The 12,613-nt window shown below is 70.9% G+C and carries 11 protein-coding genes; 5 read left to right on the forward strand and 6 right to left on the reverse strand.

Going from position 1 to position 12,613, the window contains the following annotated elements; all coding sequences use genetic code 11:
• Positions 1-7 precede the first annotated feature (7 nt).
• Positions 8-664 (forward strand): pirin family protein, encoded by a 657-nt coding sequence (locus ACWEK3_RS22005; RefSeq protein ID WP_453250418.1) that lies wholly within the window; start codon positions 8-10, stop codon positions 662-664.
• Positions 665-1,125: 461 nt separating this feature from the next.
• Here ACWEK3_RS22005 and ACWEK3_RS22010 read toward each other — a convergent pair whose 3' ends face one another.
• Positions 1,126-1,950 carry a serine hydrolase domain-containing protein gene (locus tag ACWEK3_RS22010; RefSeq protein WP_453250388.1) on the reverse strand — a complete coding sequence of 275 codons (825 nt, stop codon included), beginning with the start codon at positions 1,948-1,950 and terminating at the stop codon, positions 1,126-1,128.
• An 18-nt stretch (positions 1,951-1,968) separates the two neighbouring features.
• The gene (locus tag ACWEK3_RS22015; protein ID WP_453250389.1) at positions 1,969-2,439 is read right to left on the reverse strand and encodes a GNAT family N-acetyltransferase; all 471 of its coding nucleotides are present in this window, start codon (positions 2,437-2,439) and stop codon (positions 1,969-1,971) included.
• Between the two features lie 105 nt (positions 2,440-2,544).
• On the opposite strand from ACWEK3_RS22015, the gene ACWEK3_RS22020 reads away from it, so the two are divergent.
• Both ACWEK3_RS22020 and ACWEK3_RS22025 read left to right on the forward strand, forming a co-directional pair.
• Positions 2,545-3,018, forward strand: a complete 474-nt coding sequence (locus ACWEK3_RS22020; protein ID WP_453250390.1) for a MerR family transcriptional regulator — start codon at positions 2,545-2,547, stop codon at positions 3,016-3,018.
• A 103-nt stretch (positions 3,019-3,121) separates the two neighbouring features.
• Complete coding sequence (locus ACWEK3_RS22025) at positions 3,122-4,144, forward strand: aldo/keto reductase (RefSeq protein WP_453250391.1); 1,023 nt, start codon at positions 3,122-3,124, stop codon at positions 4,142-4,144.
• Between the two features lie 76 nt (positions 4,145-4,220).
• On the opposite strand, the gene ACWEK3_RS22030 is transcribed toward ACWEK3_RS22025, so the two are convergent.
• The 3 genes from ACWEK3_RS22030 to ACWEK3_RS22040 form a co-directional block, all read right to left on the reverse strand.
• Complete coding sequence (locus ACWEK3_RS22030; protein WP_450538798.1) at positions 4,221-5,087, reverse strand: DUF4429 domain-containing protein; 867 nt, start codon at positions 5,085-5,087, stop codon at positions 4,221-4,223.
• A gap of 67 nt (positions 5,088-5,154) precedes the next feature.
• Positions 5,155-6,372: an alpha/beta hydrolase gene (locus ACWEK3_RS22035; protein ID WP_450538796.1), complete on the reverse strand. Its 1,218-nt coding sequence runs from the start codon at positions 6,370-6,372 to the stop codon at positions 5,155-5,157.
• A gap of 149 nt (positions 6,373-6,521) precedes the next feature.
• A complete protein-coding gene (locus ACWEK3_RS22040; RefSeq protein ID WP_453250392.1) occupies positions 6,522-7,214 on the reverse strand; it encodes a TetR family transcriptional regulator in 693 nt (230 codons plus the stop codon).
• A gap of 208 nt (positions 7,215-7,422) precedes the next feature.
• Between ACWEK3_RS22040 and ACWEK3_RS22045 the strand changes: the two genes are divergently transcribed.
• Positions 7,423-8,973 carry an MFS transporter gene (locus ACWEK3_RS22045; protein WP_450538910.1) on the forward strand — a complete coding sequence of 517 codons (1,551 nt, stop codon included), beginning with the start codon at positions 7,423-7,425 and terminating at the stop codon, positions 8,971-8,973.
• Positions 8,974-9,208: 235 nt separating this feature from the next.
• A complete protein-coding gene (locus ACWEK3_RS22050) occupies positions 9,209-9,556 on the forward strand; it encodes a small hydrophobic protein (protein WP_453250393.1) in 348 nt (115 codons plus the stop codon).
• Positions 9,557-9,631: 75 nt separating this feature from the next.
• On the opposite strand, the gene aceE is transcribed toward ACWEK3_RS22050, so the two are convergent.
• The gene (aceE, locus tag ACWEK3_RS22055; protein WP_450546427.1) at positions 9,632-12,379 is read right to left on the reverse strand and encodes a pyruvate dehydrogenase (acetyl-transferring), homodimeric type; all 2,748 of its coding nucleotides are present in this window, start codon (positions 12,377-12,379) and stop codon (positions 9,632-9,634) included.
• Between the last annotated feature and the right edge of the window lie 234 nt (positions 12,380-12,613).

Genomic DNA, 12,613 nt, shown 5'->3' on the forward strand with positions numbered 1-12,613 from the left:
CGTGACGATGGACGTACGGCGCGCGGCAGAGCGCTACGAGGGCGGCGAGCCGGCTGCCGGAATCACCTCCCGGCACGCCTTCTCCTTCGGCCCGCACTACGACCCGGACAACCTCCGCTTCGGCGCGGTGATCGCCTGCAACGAGGAACACCTGGCCCCCGGCGCCGGTTTCGACGAGCACCGGCACAGCCACACCGAGATCGTCACCTGGGTCGTCGAGGGCGAGCTGACCCACCGCGACTCCACGGGCCACGAGACGGTGGTCCGCCCCGGCGACGTGCAGCGCCTGAGCTCGGCGGGCGGCGTCCACCACGTGGAGCGCAACGCGGGCCCCGCCCCCCTGACCTTCGTCCAGACCTGGCTGGCCCCCCTGGAACCCGGCGGCACCCCCTGCTACGAACTCGTCCACGGCATCGCCGACTCCACCCCCTACGCCATCCCGGAGGCCGGCGCCATGCTCCACGTACGCCGCCTCACCCCGACCGAACGCACGGCGATCCCGGACGCGGCATACGTGTACGTCCACGTCGTACGCGGCGAAGTACGCCTGGGCGCCGAAAAGCTGGGCCCAGGGGACGCGGTCCGCATCACATCCGCCAGAGACATCGAGACGCTGGCACTGACGAACGCGGAGCTGCTGATGTGGGAGATGGCCGGCCGGTGAGCCGCGGTGACGCTCTGGCCGCCGGAGTGACCACTACAACGTGTTGGCACGGTGACAGTGCGAACAACTCCTCCGTGCCGCCCATGAGGTGGCGAAGGCAGTTCTGGTCCTCCGTCACGCCGGCACGCATCTTCCGCCGGCCGTGCAGGGGCCAGAACGCCCGGTCCTCGATCCATGGCACCACGGTGGACTCTTCGTCGAGCCGGCCCCGCAGGTCGGCTGTGCCGACGGGATCGGGCAGCCCCCGTTGTGGTCGCCTGTCCGAGCCCGGTGCGCGCACCGCCGGCACGGCGTCGGGCTGGGTTCCGGCCGGGCGTGAGCGGGGAACAGCACCAGCACCGGTGCCCCGTCACAGGGTCGTGGACGAGGACGTACGGCCTCACCACGGAGATGGGAGCCCTGGCCGCCCGAACAAGCCTGCGAACGTCGGCGAGTCCGTGGGGGCGCCCCGGGGGCTGTTCTCAGGCGGCGCGCAGTTCCGCCAGTACCGCGTCCGTGAACGGTGGCCAGGACTCGATGGCCCAGGGGCCGAAGGCGCGGTCGGTCAGGGCCACGCAGGAGGCGCCCGCGGCCGGGTCGATCCACAGGAACGTGCCGGACTGGCCGAAGTGGCCGAAGGTGCGGGGGGAGGAGGAAGTGCCCGTCCAGTGGGGGGACTTGGAGTCGCGGATCTCGAAGCCCAGGCCCCAGTCGTTGGGGTTCTGGTGGCCGTAGCCCGGCAGGACGCCCTTGGTGCCGGGATACTGCACCGTCATCGCCTCCGCGACCGTGCGCGGGTCCAGCAGGCGCGGGGCCTGGATCTCGGCGGCGAAGCGGAGCAGGTCGTCGACCGTGGACACCCCGTCCTTCGCCGGGGAGCCCTCCAGGGTCGTCCACGTCATGCCCAGCGGCTCCAGGACCGCCTGGCGCAGGTACTCGGCGAACGGGATGTCCGTGGCCTTGGCCACATGGTCGCCGAGCTGCTCGAAGCCGGCGTTGGAGTAGAGCCGCCGCTCGCCGGGCGGGGAGGTCACCCGGTGTTCGTCGAAGGCCAGGCCCGAGGTGTGGGCGAGCAGATGGCGGACGGTCGCGCCGGGCGGACCGGCCGGCTCGTCCAGCTCGATCGCGCCCTCCTCGTAGGCGACGAGCACCGCGTACGCCGCCAGCGGCTTGGTGACCGAGGCCAGCGGGAAGGGCCGCGCGGTCGGGCCGTGGGTGCCCAGGACCGTGCCGTCCGCGCGGACCACGCCCGCCGCCGCGGTGGGGACCGGCCAGTTCTCGATCGACGCCAGGGAGTTCAACGACATGACGTCGAGCCTAAGCGCTCACAGCCACAGCTCCAGCAACGGGTCGGGCTTGGGCCGGAAGCCGAGGGAGGTGTACAGCGGCGCCCCCTCCGTGGACGTGGTGAGCTGCACCCGGCCGGCACCGCGCTCGCGGAACCACTCCAGCAGTGTCTCCATGCACGCGCGCGCGTACCCGCGACGGCGGGCGTCCGGGTCCGTCGCGACGCTGAAGACGTAGCCGACCGCGCCCCGCGGGTGGCCCGCCCGGCCGATCCGGTAGTCGATCGTGCCCGCCACCAGCGCGGCCAGCGCCCCCGGTCGTTCCGGATGGTCCACGACGTACGCCGCGAAGTCCCCGTCCAGGTCGGCCAGCTTCGCGCGCAGGGTGGGCAGGGACTCCGCATGCCAGTCTGTGGAGGGATCGGTGCCGTGGACCGAGTCGATCATCACCTGGCGCAGTCGCAGCACTTCCGCGGCGTCCTCGGGCTCAGCGCGTCGTACGAGACTCATGTCCGGCACGCTAGTCACCACGCCCGCCCCGCGTCGCGCGCATTTCTCGCCGCCCTGCCGGGTTCCGCTTGCTTGGAGTGCACTCCAAGGCCATAGCGTGGGGCCATGACGGTGACGCAGACCACGGCCGTGACCATCGAGGTGACCGAGGAAGCCCCCACCGGCGCCGACCTCTGCTCCGCCCCACCCCGGCGGCACCCGCGCCCCGACGGGCAGGACGGCTACACGATCAGCGAGGTCGTCGCCTTCACCGGGCTGACGGCCCACACCCTGCGCTGGTACGAGCGGATCGGCCTGATGCCCCACGTCGACCGCTCGCACACGGGCCAGCGCCGGTACTCCAACCGCGACCTCGACTGGCTCGACCTGGTCGGCAAGCTCCGGCTGACCGGGATGCCGGTCGCCGACATGGTCCGGTACGCGGAGCTGGTGCGCGCGGGCGAGAGCACCTACGGCGACCGGCACGCGCTGCTGGAGGCGACCCGCCGGGACGTCCTGGCCCGGATCGCCGAACTGCGGGACACGCTCGCGGTACTGGACCGCAAGATCAGTTTCTACGCGGACGCCGGACGCCACTGAGCTGCGGACGCCACCGAGCTGCGGACGCCGCTGGACTGCGGACGCCGCTCAGATGCCGGACGCCACCGAGAAGCGGACGCCCCTGAGAAGCGGAGACAACGCGATGACCGAAAGCAGGATCCCGACCGTACGGCTGGGCGAGGACGGACCGGAGGTCGGCGTACAGGGCCTCGGATGCATGGGCATGAGCTTCGCCTACGGCCCCGCGGACGCGGGGGAGTCCCGCGCCACCCTGGAGCGGGCCCTGGAACTGGGCGTGACCCTCTACGACACGGCGGACGCCTACGGGCAGGGCGAGAACGAGCGGTTCCTCGCCCCGTTCCTCAAGGCGCACCGGGACGAGGTCGTGATCGCCACCAAGTTCGCCCTGTCGATCCCGCCGGACGAGCCGGCCAAGCGAATCATCCGCAACGACCCGCCCTACATACGGCAGGCCGTCGAGGCGAGCCTGGAGCGCCTGGACGTCGACGTGATCGACCTCTACTACATGCACCGCCGCGACGTGAACGTCCCGATCGAGGAGAGCGTCGGGACCATGGCCGACCTGGTGCGCGAGGGCAAGGTGAAGCACCTGGGCCTGAGCGAGGTCACGGCCGACGAGCTGCGGGCCGCGCGGGCCGTGCACCCGATCGCCGCCGTGCAGTCGGAGTGGTCGCTGTTCAGCCGCGACATCGAGACGCACGTGGTGCCCGCGGCGCGTGATCTCGGTGTGGCGCTGGTGCCGTACTCGCCGCTCGGACGGGGCTTTCTGACCGGCGGGTTCGTCGACGCCGAGAAGGAGCTGACCGGCGACGACTTCCGCCGCACCATGCCCCGCTTCCAGGGGGAGAACGCGGTGGCCAACGCCGCCCTGCTGGAGCCGATCCGCACGGTCGCGAAGGCCCACGGAGCCTCGCTCGCGCAGATCGCCCTGGCCTGGGTGCAGCAGCGATCGTCCGTGCACGGTCTCCCGGTCGTCCAGATCCCTGGCACCCGCAAGCCGAGCCGGGTGGGGGAGAACGTGGCGGCGGTGCGGATCGTGCTCACCGAGAAGGAGCTGGCGCTGCTGGAGCCGATCGCCGCGAAGGTGTCGGGCACGCGTTACGCCGACATGTCGTTCACGTCGCGGGGCCGGGAGCGGCGGTGACCGTCCGCCGCCGAGTGCGGCCGGGCGGAAGCCCGCCCGTGCCGCGCCGGCGGCACGGGCGCCCCTGGCCGGGCCGCTACAGCTCGGCCAGGAGTTCCGCCTTCTTCAGCGAGAACTCCTCGTCGGTCACCAGCCCCGCCTGATGCAGCTCCCCGAGGTGGCGGATCCGCTCCGCGATGTCCGCGGGGTCGCGGCGCGGGGCCGGCACCGGAACCGGCACCGGCACTGGCGTCGCCGGGCCCGCCGCCCGCACGGCGGCCAGTACGGCCGCGGCGAACGGCAGTGACTCGTGCACGGGCCCGTACCCGAGCCCGAACACCACCGCGGCCGGATCCTGATCCGGCTGCGGCGACTGCGCGGGGGCGCCCGGATCGCGCGGCAGCAGCCGCAGATGCCCCTCGAACACCTCGGGCGAGCGCCACTCCACCCCGCCCATGTCGGCCACGGGGAAGCTCTGGTCGCCGGCCTTCCACTTGGCCGAGGAGGCTCCCGTCCACGACCACCGGAACCGCACCGCCGTACCGTCGAAGGACGCCTTCCCGTCGTACGCCTTGAACTGCTGGGGGGCCTCCGGTGCCGCCACCAGGTGGCGGTCGGCCGGTCCGCTCGCGGAGAGGCGGGCGCGCAGTTCCTCGGCGTAGTACTCGGCCAGCGTCTCCCGCTCGGCGGGCAGCACCAGCCGATACGGGTCGCACCCCTCCTTGAGCTGCCCGTCGGCCGCCTCCATGAGTGGATCGGCGCCCGGTCTGGGCTCGGCACGCAGGACCACGGTGCCGCGTCGGCCCGCGGTGAGTGTCACGCCCGCGAGTGCCGCCAGCGGGATCCGGCGGGCACCGAGGGCCTGGAAGAGCTTGGGTGTTCGAATCCCCCGTTCGTAGCGGATGAGCACGGAATCGGACTCGAACTCCCAGGCAGCGTGAAATCCGGCCAGTACGTCACCCATGCGGCTCATCGTAGGGGGCGCAAAGCTCCTTCGTCCCTCCCCGGGCAGACCGCAGTTCCTGCTGTCTCTACGCGCGTCCGGCCCCTGTCGCGCCGGACAAATCCGCCCGGCATCCGTCATCGTCATGTGCGCACCGCACCGACCCGTACGAGCCGACCCCGATCTCGGCGAAGTTCGCCAGGCTGTCGGTGCCCGGCTCGAAGTAGCCGGCGTGGCCCTTGGCACCCCGTGCCGACAGCACCCGTGCCCCGAACGCCGCGGAGACCGGGTCGGCGCCGTGGCCGAGGCCGCCGAGTTCGAGGTAGGGCACGTCCTGGATCCAGTCGGTGGCGTCCCGCATCGCCCACACCCGGGCGGAGGTGTGCAGGTGGGAGGCGCTGCGCACCCGCATCCCGGGGCTGGCGGCCACCGCTATGTCGGACACCCGCTGCGGCAGCGCCCGCGCGGCGACGCCGCACACCACCGACCCGTAGCTGTGGCAGAACAGCGAGACGGACGCGTCGCCGGGCAGTCCCCGCACCAGCTTGTTCAGCCGCACCGCGCCCTCCTCGGCGCGCATCGCCGTGGCCGCGTCCACGCCGAGCCCGCTGGGCGCGGTGTAGTCGGCCCAGGCGATCACGGCCGTACGGGTCGAGGGGGCCGCCGTGCGCTCGGCCGTGTACAGCGACTTCGCCATGCCGTAGGGCGCCGAGTACGGGCGGTAGGTCTTCCGGAAGGTGATCAGGTCCGTGTCGACGCCGGGGACGACGACGGAGACCCGCTCGGCCCTGCCCAGGTCGCCGAAGACCTCGGCGACCCGGCCCGAGCCCTCGGGATCGAAGGCCAGGATCTGCCGGTCCTTCGCCATCAGCGAGGTGTAGCGCTCCATGCGGCGGCCCGCGTCCTGCTGACCGACCGGTGAGAGCCGGCTGTCGTGCATGCGGGCCAGCTCGACCTTGCGCGCCCGGTGGAGCGCGATGCGGTTGGCCTGGTAGCGCAGCCGGACCGGGGCGCCGTCCATGTTGCCGACCGCGAGCGGGTAGCGATGGGCGAGCCGGCCGCGGTCCTGCGCGCCGAGCGAGGCGAAGAAGCGCCGCAGCAGGGTGGGGGAGGCGTCCGCGTCCGGCAGCCGGTGCCCGTGCAGGTGGCCGTGGTCCCAGGCGGTCAGCGACGCCTGGAGGGCGGTGGTCCCGCGATGGCCGCGCACCGCGGTCCAGCCGGTGGTGGCCAGCATCACGAAGACCACGGCCAGCGCGAGCAGTGCGCGCCAGACGTTGAGTTGTGGGGAGGTGTCGAAGGAAGTCACTGGGAGGACACACTAGGAGAACGAGACGGTCTCGCGTTAACCGAGTGACAGGTATCACGTTTCGAGCAGTGTGACGGTTACCTCAGCCGGTGAGCGTGTCCAAGATCGGTTCGGCGTACGGCAGTTCAAGATCGGCGGAATGTCCGGACTCAAGGCCGCGGGCTCGTACGCCAGTTCCCGGTGAGCGCGGGGCCCACCTGATCGAGGTAGGCGGCGGTGAGCTCCCGCATGGCCTCCTGGCCGGCGTCCTCGCGCGTGCTCCACTGACGGCTCGTCACCCGCATCACCGCGCCGAACACGGCCACCGCCAGCCGCGGCCGCGGATCGGCGTCCACGTCGAGGCCCTCGCGCTCGGCGAGCAGTCGCGCGATCTGCTCCTCGGTCTCCGTCGAACGGCGCAGATGCTCGGCGAGCAGGGCCGGCGTCGACTCGATCACCCGGAACATGCGCAGGTACAGCTCCACGGGCACGACGCTCCCCACGGCGTCGCTGATCGTGTCCCAGCCCTCCAGTAGGCCCCGGCGCAGCACCTCCAGTGGAGCCTCGCCGGGCGGGCGGGCGCGCAGCGAGTCGACGAAGTGCGCCTCCACGATCTCCTGCACGGCGAAGGCGGCTTCCTCCTTGTTGGGGAAGTAGCGGAAGAAGGTGCGCTGGGAGACGTCGACGGCCTCGGCGATCTCGTCGACCGTCGTCCGTTCGTACCCCTGGGTGGTGAAAAGCTCCAGTGCCGCCCGCAGCAGCGCGTCGCGGGTGCGCCGCTTCTTGCGTTCGCGCAGGCCCGGCCGTGCTGCCGTCCGCGGCACCGTCCGTGGCGCCGCCCCGGCAGTCCCCGCCGTCTCCATGGACTCCGGACCTCTTTCCCGCACCGCTACCCCGAAGCGAACTGTTTCCCCTGATCAGACTACTAGGGGAGCGACACGTCAGTTACCGACTTGTGAATTGGTTTGTCGTTTGTCAGTGACTGACATTAGCCTCGAATGTATGACTAGTCAGACCACCATCGACACGACGGGGCCGGGGGACAAAGCCCCAGCGGGCCCACCGGACCCCATGCCGGCCAAGGGGCTGCGCGGGCACCCGTGGGTCACCCTGATCACCGTCGCCGTAGGGGTCATGATGGTGGCCCTCGACGGCACCATCGTGGCCATCGCCAACCCCGTCATCGGCAAGGAGCTGCACGCGACCCTCGCGGACGTGCAGTGGATCACCAACGCCTACTTCCTCGCCCTCGCGGTCTCCCTGATCACCGCGGGCAAGCTCGGTGACCGCTTCGGGCACCGGCAGACCTTCCTCATCGGCGTGACCGGCTTCGCCGCCGCCTCGGGCGCCATCGGCCTGTCGAACAGCATCGCCATGGTCATCACCTTCCGGGTCTTCCAGGGCCTGTTCGGCGCGCTGCTGATGCCGGCCGCGCTCGGCCTGCTGCGGGCCACCTTCCCGGCCGAGAAGCTGAACATGGCCATCGGCATCTGGGGCATGGTCATCGGCGCCTCCACCGCAGGCGGCCCGATCCTCGGCGGTGTGCTCGTCGAGCACGTCAACTGGCAGTCGGTGTTCTTCATCAACGTGCCCGTCGGCGCCCTCGCCCTGATCCTGGGCCTGCTGATCCTGCTCGACCACCGCGCCAAGAACGCGCCGCGCTCGTTCGACATCCCCGGCATCGTCCTGCTCTCCGGCGCGATGTTCTGCCTGGTGTGGGCCCTGATCAAGGCTCCGGCCTGGGGCTGGGGCGACGGTACGACGTGGGCGTTCATCGCCGCGTCCGTGCTCGGCTTCGCCGCCTTCGCCTTCTGGGAGACGAAGGTGAAGGAGCCGCTGATCCCGCTGGCGCTGTTCCGCTCGGTCCCGCTGTCCGCCGGTGTGGTGCTCATGGTGCTGATGGCCATCGCGTTCATGGGCGGCCTGTTCTTCGTCACCTTCTACCTCCAGAACGTGCACGGGATGAGCCCGATCGAGGCGGGCACGCACCTCCTCCCGCTCACCGGCATGATGATCGTCGGCTCCCCGCTCGCGGGCTTCATGATCACCAAGGTGGGCCCGCGCATCCCGCTGGCGAGCGGCATGGCCGCCACCGCGCTCGCCATGTACGGCATGTCGACGCTCGAGACGGGCACCAGCAGCCTCACCATGTCGCTCTGGTTCGCCCTGCTCGGCCTCGGCCTCGCCCCCGTCATGGTCGGCGCCACCGAGGTCATCGTCGGCAACGCGCCTTTGGAGCTGTCCGGGGTGGCCGGCGGTCTCCAGCAGTCCGCCATGCAGATCGGCGGCAGCCTCGGTACGGCCGTGCTGGGCGCCGTGATGGCCTCCAAGGTCAACAACGACCTGGCCGGCAACTGGAAGGACGCGGGGCTCCCGCCGCTCACCCCCACCCAGCTGGACCAGGCCTCCGAGGCGGTCCAGTTCGGCGCGGCGCCGGTGCCGCAGGGCACGCCCGAGATGATCGCCACGAAGATCACCGCCGTCGCGCACGACACCTTCATCTCCGGCATGAGCCTCGCCTCCCTCGTCGCCGCCGCGATCGCGGCCGTGGCCGTGCTGGTGGCGCTGCTCACCAAGCGCGGGGAGAACGCGGAGGCGGGCGCGGGCGTCGGCCACATCTGAGGACGCCCTCGATCGGCGGAGTTCGCCCGTCAGGGTGACTCCGCCGACTATCCCTCGCCTTCGGTCCGCACCGCAGGTGACAGTGGGTCAAGTCCTCCGCAGGGGACGGGGGAGAAGCGGCCGCGGCGCGCTGCCGGAGGGGGGCAGCGCGCGGGCGGCTTCGGCGGCCGGAACCGGGGTATCCGCACCCACGAACCCAACGAAACTCCAACGCGACAGGTGTCACAGGGAGTTGATGATGACGGGCTTCGGACGCGGAACGCGCGGGTACCCCCGTTCGCGCAGCCGGACGTGGCAGCGATGGGGGTTTCCCCTGCTCGAGCGAAGCCGAGAGCTCGGGGGAAGGCCGGACCGCGCGACACTCGGGATCATCGGGATCATCTGCGCGATCGCCGGCTTCTTCGCGCTGGGCATCGTCCTCGGCCCGGCGGCGGTCGTCTGCGGCCGGCTCGCGATGGGCCGCACCTGGACGGGCGGCCGCTCGCTTCCGGCCCTGGTCGCCGTGGTCCTAGGCGCCATCGACACACTCCTGGCCGTCGTCCGGCCGGCCCAAGCGGCAACCCCGGGCAACGGCCTGTTCTGACACCGGAAATGGGAAAGGAGGGCGGCGGACCGACGGCCCGGCGCCCTCCTTTTTCCGGTTTCTCCGGTCACAGCACTAGGCGTCGCCGCCCGCCGTGCCCGGGTCGGCCGCCGACACCTCCAGGATCCGGTAGCGGTCGAGGGCCTGCTTCAGCACCGACCGGTCGACCTTGCCCTCGCGGGCCAGCTCCGTCAGCACCGCCAGCACGATCGACTGGGCGTCGATGTGGAAGAACCGCCGGGCCGCCCCACGGGTGTCGGCGAAGCCGAAGCCGTCGGCGCCCAGCGACTGGTACGTCCCCGGCACCCACCGCGCGATCTGGTCCGGCACCGAGCGCATCCAGTCGGAGACGGCCACGAACGGCCCCTCGGCCGCGCTCAGCCTCCGCGTCAACCACGGCACCCGCTGCTCCTCCTCCGGGTGCAGCAGGTTGTACTCCTCGCACGCCACGGCCTCGCGCCGCAGCTCGTTCCAGGAGGTCGCCGACCAGACGCCGGCCCTGACGTTCCACTCCTCGGCGAGGATCCGCTGGGCCTCCAGGGCCCACGGGACCGCCACGCCCGACGCCATGATCTGCGCCGGGATGTCGCCCGCCGTGCCCTCGCCGAGCCGGTGCAGGCCCTTGAGGATGCCCTCCACGTCCACGTCCGCCGGCTCGGCCGGCTGCTGGATCGGCTCGTTGTAGACGGTGAGGTAGTAGAAGACGTCCTCGCCGTGCGGATGCCGCTCGTCGCCGCCGTACATGCGGCGCAGGCCGTCCTGCACGATGTGCGCGATCTCGTACCCGTACGCCGGGTCGTAGGCCACGCACGCCGGGTTGGTGGAGGCCAGCAACTGGGAGTGGCCGTCGGCGTGCTGGAGACCCTCACCGGTCAGGGTCGTGCGGCCGGCGGTCGCGCCCAGGACGAACCCGCGCGCCAGCTGGTCGGCCATCTGCCAGAACTGGTCGCCGGTGCGCTGGAAACCGAACATCGAGTAGAAGACGTACACCGGGATCAGCGGTTCGCCATGGGTGGCGTAGGCCGAGCCCGCCGCGATCAGCGAGGCCGTGCAGCCCGCCTCGGAGATGCCGTCGTGCAGCATCTGCCCGGTCGGCGACTCCTTGTAGGCGAGCAGCAGATCGCGGTCGACGGACTCGTACTGCTGGCCGAGCGGGTTGTAGATCTTCGCACTCGGGAAGAAGGAGTCCATGCCGAACGTGCGGTACTCGTCCGGCGCGATCAGCACGAACCTCCTGCCGATCTCCTTGTCCCGCATGAGGTCCTTCAGCAGCCGCACGAAGGCCATGGTGGTCGCGATGGACTGCTGGCCCGACCCCTTCTTCACGGACGCGTACGTCCGGTCGCCCGGCAGCCGAAGCGGCTCGGAGCGCACGATCCGGGTCGGCACATAGCCGCCGCAGCCCTTGCGGCGGTCGTGCATGTACTGGATCTCCTCGGTGTCCCGGCCCGGGTGGTAGTACGGCGGCGGGCCGGACTCCAGCTCCCTGTCGGAGATCGGCAGGTGCAGCCGGTCGCGGAAGCGCTTGAGGTCGTCGACCGTCAGCTTCTTCATCTGGTGCGTGGCGTTGCGGCCCTCGAAGTTCGGGCCGAGGGTCCAGCCCTTGACCGTCTTGGCCAGGATGACCGTCGGCTGGCCCTTGTGCTCCAGCGCCGCCTTGTACGCCGCGTAGATCTTGCGGTGGTCGTGGCCGCCGCGGCCGAGCATCAGGATCTGGTGGTCGGTCATGTTCTCGACCATCTTGCGCAGCCGGTGGTCCTCACCGAAGAAGTGCTCGCGGATGTAGGCGCCGGACTCGGTGGCGTAGGTCTGGAACTGGCCGTCCGGTGTGGTGTTCATCTTGTTGACCAGCACGCCGTCGCGGTCCTGGGCCAGCAGCGGGTCCCAGGAGCGGTCCCAGATCAGCTTGATCACGTTCCAGCCGGCGCCCCGGAAGACCGACTCCAGCTCCTGGATGATCTTGCCGTTGCCACGCACCGGGCCGTCCAGGCGCTGGAGGTTGCAGTTGACCACGAAGGTCAGGTTGTCCAGGCCCTCACGGGCGGCGATGGACAGCTGGCCGAGCGACTCCGGCTCGTCCATCTCGCCGTCGCCGAGGAAGGCCCACACGTGCGAGTCGGAGGTGTCCGCGATCCCGCGCGCGTGCATGTACCGGTTCATCCGGGCCTGGAAGATCGCGCCGATCGGGCCGAGGCCCATGGACACCGTCGGGAACTCCCAGAAGTCCGGCATCGAGCGCGGGTGCGGATAGCTGGACAGGCCGTACGGCGACTTGGACTTCTCCTGGCGGAAGCCGTCCAGGTGCTGTTCGGTGAGCCGGTCCAGCAGGTACGCGCGCGCGTAGATGCCCGGTGAGGCGTGCCCCTGGAAGAAGACCTGGTCGCCGCCCCGGCCGTCGTCCTTGCCGCGGAAGAAGTGGTTGAAGCCGACGTCGTAGAGGGAGGCGGAGGAGGCGAAGGTGGCGATGTGGCCTCCGACGCCGATGCCCGGCCGCTGGGCGCGGGAGACCATCACCGCGGCGTTCCAGCGCGTGGCGTTGAGGATCTTGCGCTCGATCTCCTCGTTGCCGGGGAAGAACGGCTCGCTCTTGGTGGGGATCGTGTTGACGTAGTCCGTGCTGCGCATCTCGGGCACGGCCACGCGCTTCTCGCGGGCGCGCTCGATCAGCCGGAGCATGAGATAGCGGGCCCGCTCCCGGCCCCGCTCGTCGACCGCGGCGTCGAGCGAGTCGAGCCACTCCTGGGTCTCCTCGGGATCGAAGTCAGGAACCTGACTCGGGAGGCCGCCAATGATGATCGGGTTTCGATCGGATCCGGAAGCCACGCTGTTCCTTACCTGTCAGAGGACTGACATATCTGGGGCGTATCAGGGTTCGTTCTGCTGGTTTCCTGGGTTCCTGTAGGTTTGTCTGCCTGTGCCTGCACCGTTCCCCATCGTGTACCTCGCGCAAGCCGCACGTCATCTCTACCGCGGGGTAACCCTGGGGTCCTCTCCGGCATCCCCTGCCCGGACGCGTACTCCCGAACACGCGAACCGGACAGAACGGTGTGGTGTGTG

Source organism: Streptomyces sp. NPDC004721, from assembly GCF_053601495.1.